26 protein-coding genes, 7 tRNA genes and 3 pseudogenes are annotated in these 23685 nt (G+C 42.1%); 32 read left to right on the forward strand and 4 right to left on the reverse strand.

Translation table 11 applies throughout. The features are described from left to right. Positions 1 to 51: 51 nt before the first annotated feature. Complete coding sequence (locus H7F25_RS00855; RefSeq protein WP_103132679.1) at positions 52 to 657, reverse strand: rhomboid family intramembrane serine protease; 606 nt, start codon at positions 655 to 657, stop codon at positions 52 to 54. A gap of 94 nt (positions 658 to 751) precedes the next feature. Between H7F25_RS00855 and acpS the strand changes: the two genes are divergently transcribed. The 14 genes from acpS to H7F25_RS00925 all read left to right on the forward strand — a co-directional run bounded on the left by acpS (position 752) and on the right by H7F25_RS00925 (position 11747). Continuing rightward, positions 752 to 1117, forward strand: coding sequence for a holo-ACP synthase (gene acpS / locus H7F25_RS00860; RefSeq protein WP_041089202.1), 366 nt, complete (start codon positions 752 to 754; stop codon positions 1115 to 1117). Positions 1118 to 1277: 160 nt separating this feature from the next. Continuing rightward, complete coding sequence (locus H7F25_RS00865; protein WP_087975235.1) at positions 1278 to 2294, forward strand: outer membrane lipoprotein-sorting protein; 1017 nt, start codon at positions 1278 to 1280, stop codon at positions 2292 to 2294. A gap of 141 nt (positions 2295 to 2435) precedes the next feature. Beyond that, a complete protein-coding gene (gene alr, locus H7F25_RS00870; RefSeq protein WP_103132680.1) occupies positions 2436 to 3611 on the forward strand; it encodes an alanine racemase in 1176 nt (391 codons plus the stop codon). A gap of 294 nt (positions 3612 to 3905) precedes the next feature. Then, positions 3906 to 4187, forward strand: a complete 282-nt coding sequence (locus H7F25_RS00875; protein WP_003214273.1) for a hypothetical protein — start codon at positions 3906 to 3908, stop codon at positions 4185 to 4187. Between the two features lie 4 nt (positions 4188 to 4191). Continuing rightward, a complete protein-coding gene (gene ndoA, locus H7F25_RS00880) occupies positions 4192 to 4542 on the forward strand; it encodes a type II toxin-antitoxin system endoribonuclease NdoA (protein ID WP_024425388.1) in 351 nt (116 codons plus the stop codon). 116 nt (positions 4543 to 4658) lie between these two features. After that, positions 4659 to 5489, forward strand: coding sequence for an RsbT co-antagonist protein RsbRA (locus H7F25_RS00885; protein WP_044334717.1), 831 nt, complete (start codon positions 4659 to 4661; stop codon positions 5487 to 5489). Between the two features lie 4 nt (positions 5490 to 5493). Continuing rightward, complete coding sequence (rsbS, locus tag H7F25_RS00890) at positions 5494 to 5862, forward strand: RsbT antagonist protein RsbS (protein WP_003214235.1); 369 nt, start codon at positions 5494 to 5496, stop codon at positions 5860 to 5862. Positions 5863 to 5864: 2 nt separating this feature from the next. Beyond that, the gene (locus tag H7F25_RS00895; RefSeq protein WP_073203956.1) at positions 5865 to 6266 is read left to right on the forward strand and encodes an anti-sigma regulatory factor; all 402 of its coding nucleotides are present in this window, start codon (positions 5865 to 5867) and stop codon (positions 6264 to 6266) included. A 10-nt stretch (positions 6267 to 6276) separates the two neighbouring features. Further along, entirely contained in the window at positions 6277 to 7284 is a 1008-nt protein-coding gene (locus H7F25_RS00900) for a PP2C family protein-serine/threonine phosphatase (RefSeq protein ID WP_024425391.1), read from the forward strand. Positions 7285 to 7343: 59 nt separating this feature from the next. Continuing rightward, entirely contained in the window at positions 7344 to 7673 is a 330-nt protein-coding gene (locus H7F25_RS00905) for an anti-sigma factor antagonist (protein ID WP_024425392.1), read from the forward strand. Further along, on the forward strand, positions 7670 to 8158 hold the full coding sequence (gene rsbW, locus H7F25_RS00910) for an anti-sigma B factor RsbW (protein ID WP_024425393.1): 489 nt from the start codon (positions 7670 to 7672) through the stop codon (positions 8156 to 8158). Before H7F25_RS00905 ends, rsbW begins: the two co-directional genes overlap by 4 nt. Further along, positions 8124 to 8912, forward strand: coding sequence for an RNA polymerase sigma factor SigB (gene sigB / locus H7F25_RS00915; RefSeq protein WP_024425394.1), 789 nt, complete (start codon positions 8124 to 8126; stop codon positions 8910 to 8912). The genes rsbW and sigB overlap by 35 nt, the downstream gene beginning before the upstream one ends. Then, positions 8912 to 9511 (forward strand): PP2C family serine/threonine-protein phosphatase, encoded by a 600-nt coding sequence (locus tag H7F25_RS00920; RefSeq protein WP_024425395.1) that lies wholly within the window; start codon positions 8912 to 8914, stop codon positions 9509 to 9511. The genes sigB and H7F25_RS00920 overlap by 1 nt, the downstream gene beginning before the upstream one ends. A gap of 76 nt (positions 9512 to 9587) precedes the next feature. After that, positions 9588 to 11747, forward strand: a complete 2160-nt coding sequence (locus tag H7F25_RS00925; RefSeq protein ID WP_103132681.1) for a Tex family protein — start codon at positions 9588 to 9590, stop codon at positions 11745 to 11747. Between the two features lie 19 nt (positions 11748 to 11766). Here the strand turns inward: H7F25_RS00925 and cmpA are convergent, their stop codons facing one another. Beyond that, the gene (cmpA, locus tag H7F25_RS00930; RefSeq protein ID WP_008346893.1) at positions 11767 to 11901 is read right to left on the reverse strand and encodes a cortex morphogenetic protein CmpA; all 135 of its coding nucleotides are present in this window, start codon (positions 11899 to 11901) and stop codon (positions 11767 to 11769) included. Positions 11902 to 12000: 99 nt separating this feature from the next. On the opposite strand from cmpA, the gene H7F25_RS00935 reads away from it, so the two are divergent. From H7F25_RS00935 to H7F25_RS00995, 13 genes are all read left to right on the forward strand, one after another. Then, positions 12001 to 12474 carry a SprT family protein gene (locus tag H7F25_RS00935; protein ID WP_073203962.1) on the forward strand — a complete coding sequence of 158 codons (474 nt, stop codon included), beginning with the start codon at positions 12001 to 12003 and terminating at the stop codon, positions 12472 to 12474. 199 nt (positions 12475 to 12673) lie between these two features. After that, a complete protein-coding gene (locus H7F25_RS00940; RefSeq protein ID WP_073203964.1) occupies positions 12674 to 13651 on the forward strand; it encodes a thiamine pyrophosphate-dependent dehydrogenase E1 component subunit alpha in 978 nt (325 codons plus the stop codon). Positions 13652 to 13670: 19 nt separating this feature from the next. Further along, entirely contained in the window at positions 13671 to 14708 is a 1038-nt protein-coding gene (locus tag H7F25_RS00945; RefSeq protein ID WP_185854119.1) for an alpha-ketoacid dehydrogenase subunit beta, read from the forward strand. Between the two features lie 17 nt (positions 14709 to 14725). After that, complete coding sequence (locus H7F25_RS00950; protein WP_185854120.1) at positions 14726 to 15856, forward strand: dihydrolipoamide acetyltransferase family protein; 1131 nt, start codon at positions 14726 to 14728, stop codon at positions 15854 to 15856. 16 nt (positions 15857 to 15872) lie between these two features. Beyond that, complete coding sequence (gene lpdA, locus H7F25_RS00955) at positions 15873 to 17252, forward strand: dihydrolipoyl dehydrogenase (protein ID WP_185854121.1); 1380 nt, start codon at positions 15873 to 15875, stop codon at positions 17250 to 17252. A 103-nt stretch (positions 17253 to 17355) separates the two neighbouring features. Continuing rightward, a complete protein-coding gene (locus H7F25_RS00960) occupies positions 17356 to 19203 on the forward strand; it encodes a sigma-54-dependent Fis family transcriptional regulator (protein ID WP_185854122.1) in 1848 nt (615 codons plus the stop codon). 223 nt (positions 19204 to 19426) lie between these two features. Next, a tRNA-Asn gene (locus tag H7F25_RS00965) sits at positions 19427 to 19501 on the forward strand. A 4-nt stretch (positions 19502 to 19505) separates the two neighbouring features. Further along, positions 19506 to 19596: transfer RNA gene (locus H7F25_RS00970), tRNA-Ser, on the forward strand. 9 nt (positions 19597 to 19605) lie between these two features. Next, a tRNA-Glu gene (locus H7F25_RS00975) sits at positions 19606 to 19677 on the forward strand. A gap of 20 nt (positions 19678 to 19697) precedes the next feature. Next, a tRNA-Gln gene (locus tag H7F25_RS00980) sits at positions 19698 to 19772 on the forward strand. 31 nt (positions 19773 to 19803) lie between these two features. Continuing rightward, positions 19804 to 19879 (forward strand) — tRNA-Lys (locus H7F25_RS00985). A 7-nt stretch (positions 19880 to 19886) separates the two neighbouring features. Continuing rightward, a tRNA-Leu gene (locus H7F25_RS00990) sits at positions 19887 to 19969 on the forward strand. A 48-nt stretch (positions 19970 to 20017) separates the two neighbouring features. After that, positions 20018 to 20101: transfer RNA gene (locus H7F25_RS00995), tRNA-Leu, on the forward strand. A gap of 112 nt (positions 20102 to 20213) precedes the next feature. On the opposite strand, the pseudogene H7F25_RS19450 reads toward H7F25_RS00995, so the two are convergent. Then, positions 20214 to 20388: pseudogene (locus tag H7F25_RS19450) on the reverse strand (site-specific integrase); the annotation flags it as partial. Between the two features lie 120 nt (positions 20389 to 20508). Between H7F25_RS19450 and H7F25_RS19455 the strand changes: the two are divergent. The 3 genes and pseudogenes from H7F25_RS19455 to H7F25_RS19250 all read left to right on the forward strand — a co-directional run. After that, positions 20509 to 20648, forward strand: a pseudogene (locus tag H7F25_RS19455) (hypothetical protein); the annotation flags it as partial. 149 nt (positions 20649 to 20797) lie between these two features. Continuing rightward, entirely contained in the window at positions 20798 to 21343 is a 546-nt protein-coding gene (locus tag H7F25_RS01000; RefSeq protein WP_008346879.1) for an HAD-IIIA family hydrolase, read from the forward strand. 254 nt (positions 21344 to 21597) lie between these two features. Next, positions 21598 to 21675, forward strand: a pseudogene (locus tag H7F25_RS19250) (hypothetical protein); the annotation flags it as partial. Positions 21676 to 21862: 187 nt separating this feature from the next. Here the strand turns inward: H7F25_RS19250 and H7F25_RS01010 are convergent. After that, the gene (locus tag H7F25_RS01010; protein ID WP_008346769.1) at positions 21863 to 22426 is read right to left on the reverse strand and encodes a GNAT family N-acetyltransferase; all 564 of its coding nucleotides are present in this window, start codon (positions 22424 to 22426) and stop codon (positions 21863 to 21865) included. Between the two features lie 214 nt (positions 22427 to 22640). Here H7F25_RS01010 and H7F25_RS01015 point away from each other — a divergent pair, with 214 nt between their 5' ends. Both H7F25_RS01015 and cspC read left to right on the forward strand, forming a co-directional pair. After that, positions 22641 to 23153: a GrpB family protein gene (locus tag H7F25_RS01015; RefSeq protein WP_008346767.1), complete on the forward strand. Its 513-nt coding sequence runs from the start codon at positions 22641 to 22643 to the stop codon at positions 23151 to 23153. A gap of 223 nt (positions 23154 to 23376) precedes the next feature. Next, positions 23377 to 23580 carry a cold shock protein CspC gene (gene cspC / locus H7F25_RS01020; protein WP_008346765.1) on the forward strand — a complete coding sequence of 68 codons (204 nt, stop codon included), beginning with the start codon at positions 23377 to 23379 and terminating at the stop codon, positions 23578 to 23580. Positions 23581 to 23685: the final 105 nt, after the last annotated feature.

Genomic DNA, 23685 nt, shown 5'->3' on the forward strand with positions numbered 1-23685 from the left:
GAAAAATGTCGATCAGCTCCAGCTTAAGGAGGATCGACATTTTTTATGAGATTAATAGCGTCTTTTTTTCGAATGGAAAAGCAGCGTAATCGGTGCTAGAAGCATACCGCCGATCAATCCAAATAAGTGAGCCATGATATTGATGTTTGAATTGACGAACGTCATGATGACAGAAACAGCAAGAATCGTTAAAATCACTTGTGAATTCCCGCGGTCCATCATGTGCGGTTTAAACAGGACAAGGTATAGATAAACCCCAAACAAACCGAAGATCGCACCAGAAGCGCCAACATGTACATACTCTAAAGGCTCCACCCAATAGGTTCCGAGATTGCCAATGAATCCTGCACCAAGATAAATGATCAGAAATCGAACCTTCCCAAGCAAATGTTCAAGCGCTGGGGCGAATAAGAAAAGGGACATGGAATTAAATAAAATATGCGTGAGACTTCCGTGAAGAAAAATAGGTGTAACGAGCCGCCACCATTCCCCAGCCGCTACACCATAATTGAAACCGACGAGATGATCCTGTCCAAGCTGTATAAGAGGGATAGGAACCGCAAATATAAGCCACAGGCCAATTTGTAAAGCAAGGATCGCTGTTACGATTGGATACGATCTAATAAATTGTTGAAAGCTCTCCGTTCGAATAAACATAACAAACCCCTTTTGACTAGATAATGGTAAGTTTATAGTAACACGTTTATGAAGCGAACACTTAAATTAGTACGAGTATCATAGGAGGTACCTCATGATTAAAGGAATAGGCATTGATATTGTAGAGATCGACCGTCTTTCGCGAGTGCTCAGCAGACAGCCTCGTTTACCGGAACGCATTTTGACTTTAAGTGAACAGGACGTCTTTCGTACACTGAGTGAAAAAAGACAGCTGGAATTTTTGGCAGGGCGCTTTGCGGCAAAGGAAGCTTTCGCTAAAGCATACGGAACAGGAATCGGTCAGCATTTAAGCTTTCATGACATAGACATTCAAAAAGACGATAAGGGAAAACCCTTCATCAAAAGCAAGAAAGCAGAGGGAGATCAGGTTCATGTGTCCATTACCCATACAAAGGAATATGCTGCTGCACAAGTTTTAATTGAAAGGTTGTCAAGCTAGTCTGCATATTGTTTGTCCCCCCTTCATATATTGGGTAGTGCGATAAGGAAGGGCGAGTTGCTAACAGGCTTTGATGGTTCGCGGTACGCAGTTAACTCTTGAGGCGTACTGTTAAAGTCAAACAAGCGGTTTCTTCCTTTTAACACAATTAACGAAGGGGTTGAAAAGGGTGAGAAAAAGCTTTGTTTTGCTTGTAACGGGAATCCTTTTTGTACTGATTCTCTCCGCATGCGGTCAAAAATCTCAGCAAGATATCGTTGGAGATTTAAACAAAAAGGCAGAGGAAATGACATCATACAAAGCCAAAGCAAAAATGACCATTGAGACAGGAAATGACCCGCAGGAGTACCAGGTAGAAATTTGGTACAAAAAGCCGGAGCTTTACCGTGTCTATTTAGAAAATCCGAAAAAGGATCAGAGTCAAGTCATTTTAAGAAATGGCAATGGTGTGTTTGTGCTGACACCTTCATTGAACAAGAGCTTCCGTTTCCATAGTGATTGGCCGAATAATAGCAGTCAGGTCTATTTATTCGAATCACTTGTGAAGGATATTAAAAATGACAGCGCAGCTCAGTTCAAAGCGAAAGAGTCAAAGTATGTGTTCGAAACGAAGACCAATTATCAGCACAACCAAATGCTGCCTACCCAAGAGATTACCTTTCATAAGAAAACAATGGCGCCTGCCAGTGTGAAAGTGCTGGATAGCGACAAAAAGCCAATGGTGAAAGTGGAATTCTCTCACTTTGAATTCAATAAATCCTTTGACAAAGATGCATTTGATGAGAAGAAAAACATGACACTCTCTCAAATGGATGTTGCCACAAGTGCAGACCCATCTGACAGCTTTGCGGTGAAAACACCAGTTGATATGCCAGAAGGCGTGAAGAAGATGGAAGAGAAAGAAATGACGACAGATGCTGGGAAGCGTTATGTAATTACGTACGGCGGCAAGAAATCCTTCACACTCATTCAGGAAAAAGCGCGAGTAGCTGAAGCATCTACGCCTGTCACGATGAACGGCGAGCCGGTCGATCTTGGTATGACAGTAGGGGTTCTGACAGATCAATCCCTCTCATGGACATCTGACGGAGTTGACTACTTAATTTCCTCAAGTGATCTATCGAAAGAAGAGCTTTTGATGGTCGCAAAGAGTGTAGAAGGCCAGTCAGCTAAATAAATGAGATTCTCAGGCGGAAAGCCTTGATAAATGAAGCATCAGCCCTGTGCAAGGGCTGATTTTCTTTGATTTGTTTCACATTATTCTTGATTTTTAGTATCATATGAAGGGATTGAATCATTCAATAGGGAAGTGTGACTGATGGACACAAATGCCTTTTATAGAGACACATGGGCAGAAATTAATTTAACCGCAATCAAGCACAATGTTTCACATATGAAAGATCATATCGGTCAAAATGTTCAATTGATGGCTGTTGTGAAAGCCAATGCATATGGACATGGAGATATAGAAGTGGCAAGAGCTGCACTCAAAGCAGGAGCAGACTTGTTAGCTGTCGCCTTTTTAGATGAGGCCATTTCTTTAAGAAATCAAGGCATTAAAGCACCGATTCTTGTACTCGGCGCAGTACCGCCGGAGTATGTCAAAACCGCTGTTCGATACAATGTGATCATGACCGCTTACTCCATAGAGTGGCTGAGGGAAGTCACCCATATGGGGCAGATGGGACAACCCATTCGTTTTCATTTGAAAATAGACAGCGGAATGAACCGTTTAGGTGTGAAAACGTTGGAGCAAGTCAGCGAAGTAAAGAAGCTTGTCAGCGAGCATGCTTATTTACAGCTGGAAGGTGTATTTACTCACTTTGCGACCGCGGATGAAAAGGATGAGAACTATTTTGATCGGCAAGTCGACACCTTTCAAACCCTGCTTCAGCCGCTTCATACGGAAAAGCTGCTCGTTCATTGTGCCAATAGTGCAGCGGGTTTAAGGTTTAAAGAAGTGTTGTTTAATATGGTTCGCTTCGGCATCAGTATGTACGGGCTGTCACCATCAGAGGAAATCAAAGATGAACTTCCTTTCAAGCTGGAAGAAGCCATGTCTCTTCATACAAAGCTTGCCCATGTGAAGCTCATTCAAAAGGGTGAGAGTGTCAGCTATGGGGCGACGTATACAGCTAATCAAGATACATGGATCGGTACGGTACCAGTCGGCTATGCAGACGGGTGGATCCGGAAGCTGGCAGGCACGGAAGTACTTGTTGGCGGAAAGCGCCGGAAGATTGCCGGAAGGGTATGTATGGATCAATTCATGGTTGAACTGAAAGAGAACCTTCCAATAGGGGAGCCAGTCGTTTTGATTGGTGGACAAGGTGAAGAAATGGTATCAGTCGATGAAATTGCAAAAAGGCTTGAAACCATTAACTATGAAGTCACATGCTCCATTGGACACCGCGTCCCAAGAGTATATATAGAGGACGGCAAAAGGGTACATGTGCGGAATCCGCTGCTTCAAGGCGGGCCAAGCTTTTTCTAAGCAGCTTTCACAGGAACGATCGTCAAACTGACATCGTTCCTTTTTATTCTACAAAGAAGGGGTAAACATTCTCCCTTTTTTAGAGATTTTGGAAATACCGTATGATTTTCGGAAAAAAGCGTATAATGTGAAAGAGGAACTCCATTATCATCTTTGATTTACGGGTGAACAGCCGCTTCATGTTCTAATAAGAAATCATGAAAAAACAGCTTTGCTTGCGCATTGAATAATGGTATGATTAGTCTTGGAATGGATCGAAACGGTATCCGTAAGTTTTGTGGAGGTGTATGTTTTTTGTCTGAATCCAGCGCAACAAACGAAATGAAGATTCGACTACCGGAGGCTTTGATGTCTGAAATCGAACGAGTAGCAGAGCAGGATAAGGTAACAAGAAATGAATTGATCTACCGAGCGACAAAAACGTATATTCGTGAACGTAATATTCGACAAAATCGTGAATCGATGAGACGCGGCTACATGGAGATGGCGAAAATTAATCTGAATATCTCTTCAGAGGCACAATACGCAGAATTTGAGGCTGAGAATACAGTTGAGCGATTAGTCAGCGGGGGTTAAACATTTGATTGTTAAACGCGGTGATGTTTACTTTGCTGATTTATCTCCTGTTGTTGGCTCCGAGCAGGGCGGGGTTCGCCCAGTATTGGTGATTCAAAATGACATTGGAAATCGCTTCAGCCCGACTGCTATCGTTGCAGCCATAACAGCCCAAATACAAAAAGCGAAATTACCGACTCACGTCGAAATTGATGCAAAGCGCTACGGCTTTGAGCGAGATTCTGTCATTCTCTTGGAGCAGATTCGTACAATCGATAAACAAAGATTGACAGATAAAATCACACATCTTGATGATGAGATGATGGAGAAGGTTGATGAAGCCTTACAAGTTAGTTTGGCTCTTATTGATTTTTAATATGGTGAGATTTGGTTGCTCTCTTGGGAGCAACTTTTTTTTGTGTTCAATTTTTATTAACGTTATAATGAAGAAAGACTAAAAGAAGTGCTGTTTATGTACGTAGGGGGTAAAACATGTCGAATCATATCGTGTTAGCTTTTGCAAGAGAGCATCGAGAGGAATTACAAAAAGAGTGGACGGACATTTTTAGACAACTCGGAGAAAAAGAAACGGACATGATGCTGAACGACAATATGTATGAAACCATCTGTTCGGAATATGTTCAATTAATCATTACATCTCTTTCAGAAGGGTATGCTGAAGATTTTGAAGAAAAAGTGCAAACTTTTGCTTTAAAAATTGTTCAAATGGGTATATCACTTAAGTTACTGGCAAATGGTCTAACAGAAATCCGTTCACATTTATATCAAAAAATGAACGATGACAAAGATACAACAGAAGAAAGTCATGACCTCATCTGGCAAATTGATCGATTCATCACACCTATTCATAACGAGATCTTAAACCAGTATTCCATCTCATGGGAGAAAACAGTCAACCTTCAAAAAATCGCGCTGCAGGAACTTTCTGCCCCGCTGATCCCAGTATTTGAGCACATTACCGTCATGCCGCTTGTTGGAACAATTGACACAGAACGTGCCAAAAAAATTATGGAGAATCTGCTCAACGGTGTCGTTAAACATCGCTCACAAGTCGTCTTAATTGATATTACGGGTGTACCTGTCGTTGACACAATGGTGGCGCATCATATCATTCAAGCATCAGAGGCTGTGAGATTAGTAGGTGCGAAGTGCTTGCTTGTCGGTATTCGTCCAGAAATAGCCCAAACCATTGTGAACCTTGGAATTGATTTATCTCAAGTTACAACAAAGAATACCCTTCAAAAAGGAATTCAAACTGCTTTGGAAATGACAAATCGAAAAATTGTTTCATTGGAGGGATAACCCAGTGAGAAATCACCCGAAGATTCCAATCTTAAAACTATATAACTGTCTTCTGATTTCGATACAGTGGGAGCTTGATGATCAAACAGCTCTCCACTTTCAAGAAGACTTGCTGAATAAAATTCATGAAACAGGAGCAAACGGTGTTGTCATTGACCTCACATCCGTTGACATGATTGATTCCTTTATTGCAAAGGTATTAGGTGATGTGATCACGATGTCCAAGCTCATGGGGGCAAAAGTTGTATTAACAGGAATACAGCCGGCAGTCGCTGTGACGCTGATTGAACTTGGAATATCGCTTGAAGAAATTCAGACAGCACTAGATCTTGAACAAGGGCTTGAGACACTGAAGCGGGAATTGGGGGAATAGATATGAAAGACCAATCCTGTGTAAGAATATTGACGGAATGGGACATAGTCGCAGCAAGACAATTGGGGCGGAATGTTGCAAAAGAACTTGGATTTGGAACAGTTGACCAAGCAAGAATTACGACGGCCATTTCAGAATTAGCTCGAAACATTTATTTATACGCTGGTAAAGGTCAGATTTGTATAGATGAAGTGATGGAGCGCGGAAAGCGTGGACTCAAAGTCATCGCAGCCGATGAGGGGCCAGGTATCATGGATATACGTAAAGTAATGGAAGACGGATTTTCAACATCAGGCGGACTCGGAGCAGGTCTTCCGGGCGTCAGACGACTGATGGATGAATTTAAATTAGATTCTACACCAGAACAAGGAACGGAGATACAAGCTGTTAAGTGGCTTCGCTAGGAGGGAAACCATGGATTTTAAGGAGGTAATGGAGCAGCGGTACCATCAGCTGCTCAGTCGTTATATCAGTGATTTAACTGAAACATCGCTTTATCAAGCTCAAAAATTTAGCCGTAAAACCATTGAGCATCAAATACCTCCTGAAGAAATAGTGAGTGTTCACCGAAAAGTGATTCAGGAGCTTTACCCTGATTTGCCGGAAGATGTTTTTCATTCACTAGACTTCTTAATTGAAGTCATGATTGGGTACGGACTTGCCTACCAAGAACATTTAACACTCAGAGGCATCCAGCAAGAAATAAAATCTGAAATCGAAATTGCTGCAAATGTTCAGCAAACCCTTTTGGAAACGAAAATTCCAGAAGGAGATACCTTTGATATTGGTGCGATTAGTGTACCGGCAAAACAGATGAGTGGAGATTATTACCACTTCGTGACGGATCACGATACAATCAATATCGCGATCGCAGATGTCATTGGAAAGGGAATCCCGGCTGCGCTCTGTATGTCGATGATTAAATATGCGATGGATTCCTTGCCGGAGTCAGGGAGCGGCCCAACAAAGGTGCTGAAAACCTTGAATCGTGTAGTCGAGCAAAACGTAGACCCAAGTATGTTTATCACAATGTTCTATGGCAGCTATAATAAAGAAACGCATGAGTTTAAATACGCATCGGCTGGTCATGAGCCGGGCTTTTTCTATTGCAAAAAAGAGAACACATTTTACGATTTAGATGCAAAAGGGCTTGTCCTTGGGATCGCACCAGACTTTGACTACAGACAGTACGAGAAGCATTTGGACGCAGGAGACATGGTGATCTTATTCTCTGATGGGGTCACAGAATCCAAGTCAGAGGATGGTTTCTTAGAGCGGGAGGACATCAAAACACTCATATCTGAGCACCTATCCTACTCAGCTCAAGAAATGGTGGATGCCATCTACGCCAGCTTACTCAAACTGCAGGATTTTCAGCTGCACGATGACTTTACTTTACTTGTTCTCAAAAGAAAGGTTTAGAAAGTGAACATGCGGGTATATAAAACTTTAGGAAACAAGAATTTCGAGGTGAATGCATAATGAATATGTCTGTAAAAGAGCATCAAATAGATCAAAAAACGAAAATCAGTGTCAGCGGAGAAATTGATGTGTACTCCGCTCCTGAGCTAAGAGAAACGCTCATGCCTAAAGCTGAGGCGGGAGAGCATCTTGAAATCTGTCTAAAGGATGTTACGTATATGGATAGTACAGGTTTAGGTGTATTCGTTGGGCTGTTTAAAGCGGCTCAAAAAGCAGGTGGCACATTAAAGCTTGAGAACTTGTCAGAACGGCTTGTAAGGTTGTTTGAAATCACTGGATTAAAGGACATCATTGACATTTCTGCAAAGTCAGAGGGTGGGGTACAATGAACGAATCAGTAGATCTAATCGAGATGAAAATACCGGCGAAACCAGAATATGTAGGCATCATTCGTTTGACTCTGTCAGGCGTAGCGAGCCGGATGGGCTATGCCTATGAAGAGATAGAGGACTTAAAAATTGCCGTCAGTGAGGCCTGTACAAATGCAGTTCAGCATGCCTACAAAGGTGAAGACGGCGAAGATGGAGAGGTGGCTGTTCGCTTTCTTGTCTACGAGGATCGTCTAGAAATCATTGTCGCTGACAAAGGCGGTAGCTTTGACTTTAAGCAAAAACAGGAAGACCTCGGACCGTACACATCTGCTCATACGGTGGATCAATTGGCAGAAGGAGGTCTTGGTTTATACTTAATGCAAACATTGATGGATGAAGTCGAGGTGCAAGCAAACTCCGGAGTTACCGTAGCGATGACAAAGTTTTTAAACAGGGAGCGAGTTGACCATGACACAACCATCCAAAACTATGAAACTAACTAAAGATGAAGTAGACCGCCTCATCCAAAGCTATCAAACCAATCAAGACGAGCAGGCGCAGCTCACGCTGGTCGAATGCTATACAAACTTGGTTGATATGCTGGCGAAAAAATATTCTAAAGGAAAAAGCTTTCATGAGGACCTTAGACAAGTTGGAATGATAGGTTTACTTGGCGCTATTAAACGATACGACCCGCTCGTCGGTAAATCATTTGAAGCCTTTGCCATTCCAACCATCATCGGGGAAATCAAACGCTTTTTACGAGATAAGACATGGAGTGTCCATGTACCAAGGCGGATTAAAGAGCTTGGACCGAGAATCAAAATGGCAGTTGATCATTTGACAACAGAGACACAGAAATCACCTAAAGTCCAAGAAATTGCAGAATACTTAGATGTAACAGAAGAAGAAGTACTTGAAACCATGGAGATGGGCAAAAGCTATCAAGCGCTGTCTGTTGACCAAGGCGTAGAGGCTGATTCTGAAGGAAGTACTGTGACGATTTTAGACGTTGTCGGCTCACAGGAAGAGGGCTACGAACGTGTGAACCAAAAATTGATGCTTGAGAGTGTGCTTCATGTGCTGTCGGATAGAGAAAAAGAGATTATCAATCTGACTTACTTGCAAAATAAGAGTCAGAAAGAGACAGGCGATTTACTTGGCATATCTCAAATGCATGTATCGAGACTTCAGCGGAAGGCAGTGAAAAAACTGCGAGATGCATTATCAGAAGATGCGTCTATGGAGCTAGGGTAATGAAACAGATTGAACAGCATGAGCATGTAAACGCCATTATCTATCAATCGAATAAAGAAGGGAAGTCATGCTGCGGGGACAGTTTTTTTATTAAAGCAGATGATGAAGAACTAATTTGTGCTGTAGCAGACGGATTAGGCAGCGGCCAGTACGCCAATGAATCATCTTCTTTAGTCAGCGAAATTGTCGAAGAATATGGACATGAGGATGTGGCGGCCCTCATCGACAGATGCAATCAGGCTATGAAAAATAAACGCGGGGCCACTGTGGCCATATTAAAGGTGAATTTTTCCCAGCAGCAATTTACCTATTGTTCAGTTGGTAATATTCGGTTTATCTTGAATGCACCTTCTGGCGATTATATTTATCCATTTCCGACATCAGGATACTTATCAGGGAAACCTAGAAAATATAAAACATACACCTATTCCTACGAAAAAGGATCGATATTCATTATGTATTCAGACGGACTGAATGTGCCAAACATGCGCATGTGTTTAAAGCATGGACATTCAGTTGAAGACATCGCCAAACAGCTTGAAACATACACACAAGACAAAAAGGACGATCTCACCTATGTACTTGGTCAGCTTACGTAAAATAGCTGACCTTTTTTCTGTTTTGCCGGTTTTTTTGATACACTAAAAGAGAAGACACAGTGAGAGGATGCAAAGTATGAAGACATCTGACTTTTTATTGAAACAAATTGCGACAGAATTAAAGCTTTCAACAAAACAAATTGAAAGTGTGATTAAGCTTTTAGAGGATGGCAACACCGTCCCGTTTATTGCCCGTTATCGGAAAGAGCAGACAGGCTCACTGGATGAGGTGCAAATTCAAACCATTTCAGAGCGCTATACATATATCCAAAATGTCACGAACCGAAAAGAAGAAGTCATTCGCTTAATTGCTGAACAAGACAAACTGACTGATGAATTAAAACAGAAAATTGAACAAGCGCATAAACTGCAAGAGGTCGAGGATTTATACCGGCCATTCAAACAAAAGCGCAAAACAAAGGCGAATGTAGCCAAAGCAAAAGGGCTGGAGCCGCTGGCGGAATATTTACTCACGCTGCCAAGCGATCAGATCGAGAAGAAAGCAGCTACTTTTATTAACGAAGAAAAAGAAGTGGCAAATGTAGAAGAGGCACTTGAGGGTGCGCAGCACATCATTGCTGAACAGCTGGCAGATGATCCTGATATGCGAAAATGGATTCGCAGTGAAACGTACCAAAAGGGCAGTCTGGTCACATCAGGAAAAGACGTCGAAAGCGATGAGAAAAACGTCTATGAAATGTATTACGATTATCAAGAGCCAATCAAAAAGATTGTTCCGCACCGTGTACTAGCGGTCAACCGCGGTGAGAAAGAGGGCATTTTAAAGGCAGCCATCGAACCCCCTGCTGAAAATATTCGTTTCTATCTCGACAAACAAGTTCTAAAAGGCAAACAGACGACGGCGAGACCGTTTATTGAAGCGGCAATCGATGATGCGTATAAACGCCTCATTCAGCCTTCCATCGAACGAGAAATACGAAAAGAGCTGACTGAAAAAGCAGAGGAACAAGCGATTCATATTTTTGCTGAAAACTTAAGAAAACTGCTGCTTCAGCCGCCTATGAAAGGGAAGCGTGTACTTGGAGTCGATCCCGCATTTCGGACAGGCTGTAAATTAGCTGTCGTGGATGATACAGGCAAAGTCCATCATATTGGCGTCATTTACCCGCATCCGCCCGTGCAGAAAAAAGCGGAAGCGAAACAAAAAGTCAAAGAGATCATTCAATCATCAAACATCGAAGTCATTGCGATTGGAAACGGAACAGCCTCAAGAGAGACAGAACAATTCATTGCAGACTTGATTCAAGAGCTAGATCAGCCGGTGTCTTATTTGATCGTGAATGAAGCTGGTGCAAGTGTTTACTCCGCATCAGCGCTGGCACGAGAAGAGTTTCCAGATCTGCAAGTCGAAGAGCGAAGCGCCATCTCAATCGCTAGAAGATTACAAGATCCTTTAGCAGAACTTGTGAAAATTGATCCGAAGTCTGTCGGTGTGGGCCAGTACCAGCATGATGTCAGCCAGAAGCAATTAAACAGCTCATTAACCTTTGTGGTAGAAACAGTCGTCAACCAAGTTGGTGTAAACGTCAATACCGCCTCACAGGCGCTGCTGCAATATGTATCAGGCCTTTCAAAAGCCGTCGCAGGGAATATCATTAAACGACGCGAAGAGATTGGGAGATTCACAAGCAGAAAAGAATTGAAGGATATCCCAAGGCTCGGTGCTAAGACATATGAGCAGTGTATCGGTTTCCTTCGCATTACAGATGGACAAGATCCGCTTGACCGTACAGGCATTCACCCTGAGAGCTATAAAGAAACAAAACAGTTTTTACGCATGATCAACATGACACCAGACGATCTTGGCACAGAGCAGTTAAAAGAGAAAATTGCTGAAGTGAAACTGGACGATGCAGCCCAGCAGCTGAACATTGGGACAATTACACTTCAAGATATCATTGATCAGCTGACAAGACCTGAGCGTGATCCGCGGGATGAAGTGCCAAAACCGCTGCTCAAAACAGATGTGTTGAAATTGGAAGACTTGAAGCAAGGAATGGAGCTGCAAGGAACGGTGAGAAACGTTGTGGACTTCGGTGCATTCATTGATATTGGTGTAAAGCAGGATGGGCTTGTGCATATTTCCAAGCTAAGCAATCGTTTTGTGAAGCATCCGCTTGACGTTGTATCAGTTGGTGACATTGTGACCGTATGGGTGGACTCCGTTGACCAGACAAAAGGCCGCGTTGCCCTCTCCATGCTGAAACCAGAGTAACAAAAAAACGAGGCGCACCTTAGGATGGGGTGTGCCTTGATGTGACTGAATGTTTTTTTCTATAAAAGTACCAGCATTGATTCAGCAATTTGATTTGATAATGATTTTTCTCATAAAATGCCTTCTGCATCTGATTTTTCAGCCAGTTGGGCATCGCCCATTCCTCCTTTGATCGAAACAGTGGATGTACCTTCAATGTATGCATAGGGGAAATTGTCCCGTTCGAGGTTTTTATAGAAAGGAACGATCTTGATTGAACGAGAGAGAGTTACAGCAGTTAACAGAGCACATTTCCCAGCAGTTCTTTGGCAAGGCATTCCGCCATCAGGCTGTTTTTAATGACCGTCTAAAAACGACAGGCGGACGATATTTACTTGGTACACACAACATCGAACTGAACCGCCGATACCTAGAGGAGCATGGACGAGAAGAATTAATCGGGATCATCAAGCATGAGCTGTGTCATTATCATCTGCACCTTGAGGGAAAGGGCTATCAGCACCGTGACCGTGATTTTAAAGCGTTATTAAAACAAGTAGGAGCCCCGCGTTTTTGTACACCGCTAAAAACCATACAAAATAAGCGCCGTGCGGAGAAACGCCATGAATATATTTGCACAGGATGCGGCCGGTCTTTTATAAGGAAAAGACGGTTTGATACCTCTCGTTATGTATGCGGCGTCTGCAAAGGGAAATTAAAGTGGCTGCGCACAACCAATTCATTGTGAAAAGCATTCCTCTATGGGGATGCTTTTTTTGTTTCTATAGATGTGTGGACATATTGAGACAAAAAGAGACGCATGTCTCATTTTGTCTCTTTTTTCATCGGTATGATTCGTTCAAATCCTAAGTGTTCATGCGTCGTCATGTTGGCACGATTTTTGCTTGTATAGTAGTGCAAGCAAAAAAGATAGGAGGTTTTACTAAATGGAAATGGCATTGACTAAAGAAAAAGCCGTATGGATGTATCAAAAGATGCAGGAAATCCGCCAATTTGAAGACCGAGTGCACACGCTTTTTACAAAAGGAATCTTGCCGGGGTTTGTCCATCTTTATGCTGGCGAAGAAGCTGTTGCCGTAGGAGTCTGTGCTCATCTGAATGAAAAAGACAGTATTACAAGTACACACCGGGGCCACGGCCACTGTATAGCGAAGGGCTGTGATCTAAAAGGAATGATGGCAGAAATCTATGGGAAAGCAACAGGTCTCTGTAAAGGCAAAGGCGGATCCATGCACATTGCAGATTTTGATAAAGGAATGCTTGGTGCTAACGGAATTGTTGGAGGGGGCTTTCCTCTTGCGTGCGGGGCAGCCCTCACAGCTAAATATAAAAAGACAGAAAATGTAAGCGTTTGCTTTTTTGGGGATGGTGCAAACAATCAAGGGACTTTCCACGAAGGAATCAATCTCGCGGCCATCTGGAAACTGCCCGTCATTTTCATTGCAGAAAACAATGGGTACGGGGAGGCGACACCATTTTCTTATGCTTCAAGCTGCAAATCAATCGTAGATCGAGCCGCCGGTTATGACATTCCTGGGATTCAAGTAGATGGAAAAGATGTGATGGCCGTTTATCAAGCCGCAGAGCAAGCAATTGAACGAGCAAAAAATGGAGAAGGTCCGACATTGATAGAATGCATGACATATCGAAATTATGGCCATTTCGAAGGAGACGCCCAGCGTTACAAAACCAATCAAGAAAAAGCAGAACACCAAGAAGAGAGAGATGCGATCGCTCTTTTTAAAAATGAATTGATCAAGCAGCAGCTGCTGACGAATGGGGAGCTATCAAATATTGAAGCGGCTGTAGCAGAAGCGATAGATGAAGCCGTTACATTCAGTGAAGAAAGTGAATATCCAGATCAGGCCGAATTATTGACCGACGTGTATGTTTCGTATCAATAAATCAAAGGGGGAGAGGAAAATGACAAGAGAAATCAGCATGTCTAGTGCATTAAATGAAGCGATTAAACTTGCCATGAGAAGAGACGAGGATGTCATTTTAATGGGGGAAGATGTTGCTGGAGGCGCTCATGTCGATCACTTACAGGATGATGAAGCATGGGGCGGTGTGCTTGGTGTAACGAAAGGAATCGTTCAGGAGTTTGGACGTGAGCGAGTTCTTGACACACCGATTAGTGAAGCTGGCTATGTAGGTGCGGCCATGGCAGCAGCTTCCACAGGGCTAAGACCAATTGCAGAACTCATGTTTAATGATTTTATCGGCACCTGTCTGGATCAAGTGCTGAATCAAGGAGCAAAATTCCGATATATGTTTGGCGGAAAAGCAGAGGTACCGATCACGATCAGAACGACACATGGGGCGGGTTTTAGAGCAGCTGCTCAGCATTCGCAAAGCTTGTATGCGCTATTTACAAGCATTCCTGGATTGAAAGTAGTGGTGCCTTCTTCACCATACGATGCCAAAGGATTGCTGCTGGCAGCCATCGAGGATCAGGACCCTGTCATCTTTTTTGAAGACAAAACGCTTTACAATATCACAGGAGATGTTCCAGAGCGATACTACACGCTGCCGCTTGGCAAAGCAGATGTGAAAAGAGAAGGCTCAGATGTGACCATTTTTGCAGTAGGTAAACAAGTTCATACAGCACTCGAAGCGGCCGAGCAATTAGCTGCGCAAGGAATTGAAGCAGAGGTGATTGATCCTAGAAGCTTGTCGTTGCTCGATGAAGAAGCCATTCTGACTTCAGTAGAGAAAACAAATCGGCTTGTCATTGTGGATGAAGCAAATCCAAGATGCGGAATTGCCGCAGATATTTCTTCTCTGGTTGCGGATAAAGGATTCGATTTACTCGACGCACCAATCAAAAAAGTGACGGCTCCTCATACACCGGTCCCATTTTCACCACCGCTTGAAGATATATATTTGCCGACACCTGATAAGGTTGTGAACACTGTCTTAGAGATGGTTGGAAAAAGTCATGACAAGATCTTGAACTAAAGAAAGGAGAGAGGGAGATGGCTGTCGAGGTTGTGATGCCGAAATTGGGCATGTCAATGAAAGAAGGAACGGTATCTGTCTGGAATAAAGAGATCGGAGAGACCGTGAATAAAGGGGAAAGCATTGCAAGCATCAACTCTGAAAAAATTGAAATGGAGATCGAATCACCTGCAGAAGGAACCATATTGGATATAAAAGTGTCTGAGGGAGAAGGTGTACCGCCTGGCACGGTCATCTGCTATATCGGTGAAGGAAATGAACAGGTCGAGGAAAAGAAAGAAAAAGACCTGCCGCCAAAACAAAAGAAAGAGAGAATAAAAATCTCCCCTGTGGCACGTAAGATTGCTCAAAGCGCTAATCTGGACATTCATACTTTAGTGGGAACAGGACCAGATGGGAGAATCACGAAAGCGGATGTGCTTCGGGCACTTCCTGATGAAAAAGAAAACCAACAAAATGAACCAAAGCATCAGCCAGTCAGCATGATGCGGAAAACCATTGCTTCGCGAATGATGGAGAGCCTGCAAACAAGCGCACAATTAACAATAACGATGAAAGCGGATGTGACAAAGCTGACAGCATTACAGTCTGAGTTGAACGAAACAGCCGCAGCACGACACGATATGAAATTAACCCTGACCGATTTTGTAGCCAAAGCAGTAGTTCTTTCCCTGCTAGAGCATCCTGCAATGAACAGTCAATATCAGAATGATAGAGTCGAAACTTTTGAGTATGTTCATCTTGGAATCGCTGCTGCTTTAGATCACGGTCTGGCAGTGCCTGTTATTCGGCACGCGGAAAAACTTTCACTTATTGAGCTGGCGAAGAGCATCAAATCGTATGGCAAAAAAGCACGTGAAGGCAGACTTCTCCACGATGAAATTGAAGGCTCTACCTTTACAATCACTAACCTAGGCGCCTATGGTGTGGAACATTTTACACCGATTTTGAATCCGCCGGAAGCAGGTATTCTTGGCGTTGGCAAAGCGGATCACATGCCTGTATATCATGGGAATGAATTATGTAAAGGGACGATCCTGCCACTTAGTCTGACATTTGACCATCGCGTGCTGGACGGGGCGCCGGCATCACAATTTTTATCAACTGTTAAAGCGTATTTAGAAAATCCAGTATCCATTCTTTTATAGGAAGAAGGTGAAATGAATGACGCTTGTCATTATAGGAGGCGGGCCAGCAGGATATGTGGCGGCAATAACAGCCGCCCGTTTTGACAGAGAGGTTGTACTAATCGACCAAGGCCTGTTAGGAGGTACCTGCCTGAATGAAGGCTGTATTCCAACGAAAGCACTTTTGCAAAGCGCTGATATGTACGAGCATGTGAAATCAGCTGGACACTTTGGAATTGAGCTTCCAGGGAAGGAGCTTGTCATTCATTGGGATGCCGTTCAAAAGCGGAAGCGGTCAGTCGTCAAGCAGCTGACTGATGGTGTTCGTTATTTGATGAATAAAAACAAAATCAGCGTGTTAAATGGGAAGGCATCATTTCTTTCAGCACATGAGCTATTGATAGAAAGTGAAGGGAAATCAGACATCATTCAGGCAAAACAAATCATTATTGCTTCAGGATCAGAACCTGCTGCTTTACCTTTCGCCCCATTTGACAGAGAGTGGATCATTGATAGTAAGGATGCGATGACGCTCCCTTCAATACCAGATTCGCTTTGTATCATTGGTGGAGGGGTGATCGGCTGTGAGTTTGCAAGCATCTTTAGCCGAATGGGATCAAAGGTTGTCATGGTGGAACAGGCAGCACACATTTTACCTGAAGAAGATTACGATACGGCTAAATGTCTTCACGATCAGCTTCAAAAAGCAGGTGTGGAGATTTTGACATCAACCGTAGTCAAACAGCTTGATGCAATTTCAAAAAAAGTGGTCATTGAGAAGGATCATGGGGAGCGCTGTGACATCCAGTCTGATCATTGTTTAGTCGCCATTGGCAGAAAGCCGAGGCTGGGAGAGCTGAATCTTGAGCAGATCGGCATTGAATTTGACAGGAACGGCATCTGCGTGAATGAGCATATGCAAACCAATCTCCCGCATATCTATGCGTGCGGTGATGTGACAGGCGGCGTTCAGCTTGCTCATGCTGCTTTTCATGAAGGAACGATTGCGGCATCACATGCATCAGGTGAAGATGTAAAGGTCAATGAACAAGTGATTCCAAGGTGCATCTACACGTCTCCAGAAATCGCTAGTGTCGGTTTAAATGAAGAGAATGCTAGAAAACAATATGGGGAGATTCGAATAGGGAAATTCGCATTTTCTGCAAATGGAAAAGCATTAATTTTAAATCAGCCAGCTGGTCAAGTAAAGGTCATTGTCGAACCGCAATATCAAGAAATTTTAGGTGTATCCATTATCGGGCCGAATGCAACAGAACTGATTGGACAAGCGGCGGTGATGATGCATACAGAGCTGACAGCTGATACATTAGAGCAGTTTATTGCGGCACATCCGACACTCTCTGAGGCGATACACGAAGCCTTGCTGCAAACAAATGGACGAGCGGTGCACTGCTGATAGATAAACCTTCTATCCGAATGAATTCCTGGGTCAGCCAATAATTGAAAGCGCTTTTATAATTATCTATAATGGATAAAAAGCCCCCAGAGGAGAGGATGGAATGAATCCGACGCCTTGTTATTTAAATACTTGGAAACGTTTTGTTCATGAAGGTTTGCTTGATAGGTCTCGTCTGGATAAGAGAGTGATGGAGTCATGGCACAGATGTAAACAGGCAAATGTGAACCCGTATTTAGATAAAGGACAGTCGTTGTTAGAAAAGGAGTTATTCAGTGTTCAAAAAAAGAAGTACTCACTATTCCTAAATGCAGCTCTTCCTTACTTAAATAAAATCAGTCAGCAATTAAAAGAATCTGACATGATGGCATTACTTATCGATGCAGATGGTTATGTGCTAAGTCTGACAGGAAGTCAAAGGACGCTGGTAGAAGCGAAAAAAATAAATTTTATGGAGGGCGCGCGCTGGACCGAAGCCGATGTGGGAACGAACGCTATTGGAACGGCACTGGTCATTGGGGAAGCCGTAGCGATCAACGGAACTGAGCATTTTTCAGTCGCTTCCCACCATTGGAGTTGTTCAGCGGCCCCTATTCGTGATGCAGACGGCACGATCATAGGAGTCATTGATATCTCCTGTATGGCGGATCAAAGGCATCCTTTTATGCTTGGGATGGCTTCAACAGTTGCATATGCCATAGAGAGAGAAATTCAGGTCCAGCAAAAAAGGAAAGAGATGGAGCTGATCAGTCATTGTCTCCAGCAGGTAGAAGCGGACGAGCCGTATGTTGTCTGTAATGAGAAAAAGCAGATTGTTTTGGCAAGTAAGCCGATTAGAGACCGATTTTCAGACTGGTACGGAATGGATGTTGAGCTGCTCATGGACGATACATTTGTTACACGGGACAAGCAGATCATTCAGTCAGAACAAGACGGAAAGCTGCTTGGGATGTCTTTTTCTCTTGAAGAAGCAGCGAAGAGCAATATAACTGTTTCTTTTGCTCAATTTCCCGGGGAATCTGGAACAAGTACGGTATTTCAGCAGACGCTCAGCGAATTGAAACGAGCGGCACAAACAGATGCAAATGTCTATATTTGGGGAGAAACAGGTACAGGAAAAGAACTGGCCGCTCGAGCGATTCACTTAGCTAGTGAAAGACATAAAGGACCGTTTATTGCCGTGAATTGTGGAGCCATACCTGAAAGCCTGTTAGAAAGCGAACTATTTGGTTATGCTGAAGGGGCTTTTACAGGGGCAAAACGTCATGGAGCAAAGGGGAAATTTGAACAGGCGCATAAAGGAACGCTCTTTTTAGACGAAATTGGCGAAATCCCTTATGCGATGCAAGTGGCGCTTCTTAGGGTCATTGAAGAAAGGAAAGTCGTACCGCTCGGCGGGACACACGAAATCCCTTTGGATATTAGAATCATTACAGCGACACACCGGAATATGAACGAACTGCTGAGGGAAGGTAAAATACGAGAAGATTTGTATTACCGTCTTCATGTCTATCCAATCAACATCCCGCCGCTTAGGGAAAGAAAAGAAGACATTGTTGCTTTATATCGTTATTACCAAAAGAAACACCAATGGAATGCGACATTTCCTGAATCTTTTTTTCGTAAGCTGGAAGCGTACCATTGGCCTGGAAACATACGAGAGCTTTTTAATCTGTTTGAACATATAAGGGTTCTGTTTCCTAAAGGAGGATGGATTGGTGAATCGCAATATACGGCGGTATTAGAGACGATGGATCAGAAAAAGCAGAAGCTGCCTCCAGTAGAATGTACCGAGATTCCAAAAGAGCTCACGTTTAGGGAACGCATTCAAAAGCAAACAGTGATAGAAGCACTGCACAAAACAAAAGGTCATGTGTCAGAAGCAGCGAGGTCAGCAGGGGTGCCAAGAAGCACCTTTTATAAGTGGATGCGAAAGTATAAGCTGTCATGAACCTATAGGGAGCGCAGCAGCAAGGAGACCTTGGTCTTTCAGTTAGAGGTCGGGGTCTTTCTGTCATGTCTAAACAGAAAACAAAAAGGAAGGAAGAAAGGCTTGACTGTTATATTAGTATATGTTAAATTATAAAAGCCGTCGCTAATGAGACAGGAATGAAACACTTAAAAATTCTTGACACATTTTTCTGGCATAGATATAATGAAACATGTCTTATTATTCCGCAGTAGCTCAGTGGTAGAGCTATCGGCTGTTAACCGATCGGTCGTAGGTTCGAGTCCTACCTGCGGAGCCATAATGGAGAAGTACTCAAGTGGCTGAAGAGGCGCCCCTGCTAAGGGTGTAGGTCGCGTAAGCGGCGCGAGGGTTCAAATCCCTCCTTCTCCGCCATTATTGTATGGCCCGTTGGTCAAGCGGTTAAGACACCGCCCTTTCACGGCGGTAACACGGGTTCGAATCCCGTACGGGTCATGTTTTGTTTTTTGATTCGTTGGGCTATAGCCAAGCGGTAAGGCAACGGACTTTGACTCCGTCATGCGTTGGTTCGAATCCAGCTAGCCCAGCCATTTTTTATATATGTTTTTCTGCATAGCAGATGAGCCATTAGCTCAGTTGGTAGAGCATCTGACTTTTAATCAGAGGGTCGAAGGTTCGAGTCCTTCATGGCTCACCATTGTCACGCGGGTGTGGCGGAATTGGCAGACGCGCTAGACTTAGGATCTAGTGTCTTTATGACGTGGGGGTTCAAGTCCCTTCACCCGCATTGTTTTTCCAAACAGTGCACTTATGAATATATGAGCACATCATACACGCGGTCGTGGCGGAATGGCAGACGCGCTAGGTTGAGGGCCTAGTGGGTGAATAACCCGTGGAGGTTCAAGTCCTCTCGGCCGCATCTAAAAAACCAAAGGTGGTAGACCTTTGGTTTTTTTATTTTTTATAACTTCTAAATGAATCTGTCCACTGATCTTAAGTAAGTGGGCTTTTTTTGTTTGAGGTTGATATTTTTATATAATGTCATCCAATTTTTCTTCAGCCATAGCCTTTTGTTTGTTAGGAAATAAGTGAACATATACGTCTATTGTTGTCCGAATAGAGGCATGTCCTCTTTCTTTGATTGTATAATATTCTTCTTCTTGAAATTAATAAAGCAACATGAGAGAGCCTAAGATCATGCAGCCTAGCCTTATTTTCTTTGTTTTGGGCTCTATTAGTACATGATGTTCTCCATTAATAAATGTTGAGGCTTTGTTGACATCAATTTCTTTCTTATATCTATCGTGGTCTATTTTGTCACAAGAGTTTGCTGAATATCGTTACACATTTTACAAGACAAGTTATTTGCTGGATGGTCTAATGACGAGCTTAAAAATTTATATTGAGAAGCAAAAGATAAAAGGGTGTTACTTCGTGTAGCGTCCTTTTTATCTTGGAAAGAATGAAACAAATTGAAAAGAAGAAGAGTGGAAAAGATTTTAATTGTATTAGGGGACTTTGATAATAAATATTTATGATAAACTGATGTCATCAAAATTTTCTAATTGAAATGAATCTTAACGTAGGAGCAGTTGCTAGATAATGGAGGTATAACATGAAACAGATAGAAGCAATTTTTTTAGATAGAGATGGAACAATTGGTGGTGATGATACTATTCATTATCCCGGAAAATTTGAACTCTTTCCTTATACAGCAATTCAAATCAATAAACTAAAAAAAGATAATGTGAAAATATTCTCTTTTACAAATCAACCTGGTATATCAAGTGGATTTGCTAAAGTAGAAGATTTTAAAGAGGAATTGAAAGGTTTTGGTTTTGATGAAGTATATATATGTCCACACGGTCATAATGATGGATGCTCTTGTAGGAAGCCTGGCATAGGAATGTTAATGGAAGCTCAACAAAAACACGATTTAACTCTCGAAAATTGCGTCGTAATTGGGGACCGTTGGAGTGATATTGTTGCAGCTGATAAAGTAGGAAGTATTAAAATTTTGGTTAGAACTGGGGCTGGTGAATATTCACTTCGTGAACACTTTGATAAATTAAGTGGGATTAAAATAGATTATATAGCCAATGACCTTAATGATGCTATAAACTGGTTGTATAAAAATTCTTGTTTAAATAATCAAGTGTAATATTACCCTGCTAATGAGAGCTGTCAATACAAACAAGGTGTTTCAACATGTAGCATCTTTTTTTGAAATAAAAAGGTTACGAGTCCTTTCATAAACAGAGTGTTGAGGTCGTTGGAATTAAGGTAAACCAGTAGAAGTGATGGTGACGGAATTAAAACAGACCGAACTATGAAAAATGACAAGAAACATGAAAGCTAACCAGGGGGAAATTGCTTAGAAATCTATGAATGGAGAGTGAATCGAATTGCTCCATAAAAGAAAAACAAAAAGCACCTCGTGACCGGTCGAAGCTGATTGCAGTTACATTGTGGTCTTGTGTTGGGAGCCTGCTGCTGAAAACTTTCTGTCAGAGTTTATTAATGAAAACACCAGATTATGAAGAAGTAAAGGCAATAAGGACAAAGTTAGAGGAGTAGACCCACTTATCAAGGCCAAAATTAAAAAACATAGCATATAATTAATATGCTATGTTTTTTCTTGTTACACTAATGCACCCATTACTTTAATTGCTACATAAGGTTATCTTATGATGGAATAAAAACAAGTGTCAGTCAGCTTGTTGCCATCTGCGGATAAATCATCATTTCTTAAAGTGCCTTCAAATACAAAGCCAAGTTTTTCTGGGATAGCCCGACTTTTAAGGTTTGTAGATTCACACCTTATTTCAATTCTTCTAAATTTGATATTGTTTAATCCGAAGTCAGCTAATTTCTCCACTGCTTCTGTCATATATCCATTCCCACTAAATTTAGTATTTACCCAATACCCAATCTCACATTTAGGAATGGTCCAGTCAATCCTCTGAAGGCTAGTTGTCCCAATGAAGTGATTGCTGTTTTTATCAAAAATAAGAAAACGGAAACTTTCCCTCTTTAAAAAATTGATATGAGCATTTCTTAAATTGATCTCTGTTTCTTCAGCAGTAGGAAGTTTTTGAGCGAATGGCAACCACGCTTTTAATTCAGAAAAGGAATCCTTTATTGCTTGGTTTACAATTTTCCCGTCTCCTGTTTGGTGTGGTGCTCGAAGAATGAGTCTTTCTGTTTCTAACTGTAAAGGAATATCTAACAATAAAGGGTTCATTTCATTTCTCCTCTCGGAATTTTATATTTTAGCGTGTATGGAGAGTATTTAGTTCATACTGTTCGTTGTCAATTTATTGTAGCAGATACTTGATCGATTCTTTAGAATATGAAGGTGCATCTTAAGTAAGTGGAATTTTTGTTTGAGATTGTTCTCTGTTTAGTTATTTAAAATTTCCAACTGAACAACAAAATCATAAAGTGGGGTTGAGTAAATGCTTGGATTACCAAGAGGGGAAGTTTTTTTAGTTCCTTGGTTTGCTGAATGGGTCAAAGAATTTGATATGGAAAAGAAACGAATAGTAGAAGTTATCGGTCAGTACATAGTGAATGTCCACCATATAGGAAGTACAGCAGTAAATGGTTTGAGTGCGAAACCCATTATTGATATAGCGATCGAAATCAATCATTTTCTTGACGGAGAACAGTGCGTAACAGCTTTGCAAGGGCTGGGTTATTCTTATAGAGGGATCAATGTGTTACCTGAAAGACACTATTTCAGTAAAGGAGAACCACGTACACATCAAATCCATATGTATCAAACGGGCAATAGATATCTACTCGAACAAATAAATTTTAGGGATTACCTGAGAAGTAACGAACTAGCAAGAAGTGAGTACCAACAGCTTAAACTTAACCTAGCAAATGTAAATAAAAATGACAAACACAAATATGCAGAGGGAAAAACAGAATTTGTTAAGTCGATTTTAGATAAAGGTTCTCTTTAGGTGCTGAAAAAATTGATTTTATGCACAAGAAAAATCGCTGCAAAGAAGAGTTTCTTCTTTCTAATCAACAAATTGCAATTATTACCGATTCATGCTATAATGAAAAGTAATTATTTTTGTTCGGCGTAAAGGATAGTATGAAGATTGACTTTTCGTCTTGAGGGTACTTTGGGCAAGGATAGTATAATACATTGTGTGGTAAACGCACGAGGAGGCAACAATCATGGAACAAGGTACAGTAAAATGGTTTAACGCAGAAAAAGGTTTTGGATTTATCGAACGTGAAGAAGGCGACGATGTATTCGTACATTTCTCAGCTATCCAAGGCGACGGATTCAAATCTTTAGACGAAGGTCAAAAAGTATCATTTGACGTAGAGCAAGGTTCTCGTGGAGCTCAAGCTGCTAACGTTCAAAAAATTGCTTAATCTTCATTCTTTTAAAACAGGTTCTCTACGGAGAGCCTGTTTTTTTTGCATGAAAAAACCCTACTCAACGTACAAGTAGGGAGATGGTACAAGGTATTCGTAAAA

It is taken from the genome of Bacillus sp. PAMC28571, from assembly GCF_014250435.1.
GTDB classification, from domain to species: Bacteria; Bacillota; Bacilli; order Bacillales; family Bacillaceae; genus Bacillus; species Bacillus safensis.

Coding starts and splice junctions, on each gene's coding strand:
- H7F25_RS00895 (WP_073203956.1), top strand. CDS start 5,865: ATGAAAGACCAATCCTGTGTAAGAATATTGACGGAATGGGACATAGTC.
- cmpA (WP_008346893.1), bottom strand. CDS start 11,901: ATGCCCAACTGGCTGAAAAATCAGATGCAGAAGGCATTTTATGAGAAA.
- H7F25_RS00920 (WP_024425395.1), top strand. CDS start 8,912: ATGAAACAGATTGAACAGCATGAGCATGTAAACGCCATTATCTATCAA.
- H7F25_RS00905 (WP_024425392.1), top strand. CDS start 7,344: ATGAATATGTCTGTAAAAGAGCATCAAATAGATCAAAAAACGAAAATC.
- H7F25_RS00950 (WP_185854120.1), top strand. CDS start 14,726: ATGGCTGTCGAGGTTGTGATGCCGAAATTGGGCATGTCAATGAAAGAA.
- H7F25_RS01010 (WP_008346769.1), bottom strand. CDS start 22,426: ATGAACCCTTTATTGTTAGATATTCCTTTACAGTTAGAAACAGAAAGA.
- sigB (WP_024425394.1), top strand. CDS start 8,124: ATGACACAACCATCCAAAACTATGAAACTAACTAAAGATGAAGTAGAC.
- H7F25_RS00855 (WP_103132679.1), bottom strand. CDS start 657: ATGTTTATTCGAACGGAGAGCTTTCAACAATTTATTAGATCGTATCCA.
- H7F25_RS00940 (WP_073203964.1), top strand. CDS start 12,674: ATGGAAATGGCATTGACTAAAGAAAAAGCCGTATGGATGTATCAAAAG.
- H7F25_RS00925 (WP_103132681.1), top strand. CDS start 9,588: ATGAAGACATCTGACTTTTTATTGAAACAAATTGCGACAGAATTAAAG.
- alr (WP_103132680.1), top strand. CDS start 2,436: ATGGACACAAATGCCTTTTATAGAGACACATGGGCAGAAATTAATTTA.
- H7F25_RS00960 (WP_185854122.1), top strand. CDS start 17,356: ATGAATCCGACGCCTTGTTATTTAAATACTTGGAAACGTTTTGTTCAT.
- acpS (WP_041089202.1), top strand. CDS start 752: ATGATTAAAGGAATAGGCATTGATATTGTAGAGATCGACCGTCTTTCG.
- H7F25_RS01015 (WP_008346767.1), top strand. CDS start 22,641: ATGCTTGGATTACCAAGAGGGGAAGTTTTTTTAGTTCCTTGGTTTGCT.
- H7F25_RS00885 (WP_044334717.1), top strand. CDS start 4,659: ATGTCGAATCATATCGTGTTAGCTTTTGCAAGAGAGCATCGAGAGGAA.
- H7F25_RS00945 (WP_185854119.1), top strand. CDS start 13,671: ATGACAAGAGAAATCAGCATGTCTAGTGCATTAAATGAAGCGATTAAA.
- lpdA (WP_185854121.1), top strand. CDS start 15,873: ATGACGCTTGTCATTATAGGAGGCGGGCCAGCAGGATATGTGGCGGCA.
- H7F25_RS01000 (WP_008346879.1), top strand. CDS start 20,798: ATGAAACAGATAGAAGCAATTTTTTTAGATAGAGATGGAACAATTGGT.
- cspC (WP_008346765.1), top strand. CDS start 23,377: ATGGAACAAGGTACAGTAAAATGGTTTAACGCAGAAAAAGGTTTTGGA.
- H7F25_RS00900 (WP_024425391.1), top strand. CDS start 6,277: ATGGATTTTAAGGAGGTAATGGAGCAGCGGTACCATCAGCTGCTCAGT.
- rsbW (WP_024425393.1), top strand. CDS start 7,670: ATGAACGAATCAGTAGATCTAATCGAGATGAAAATACCGGCGAAACCA.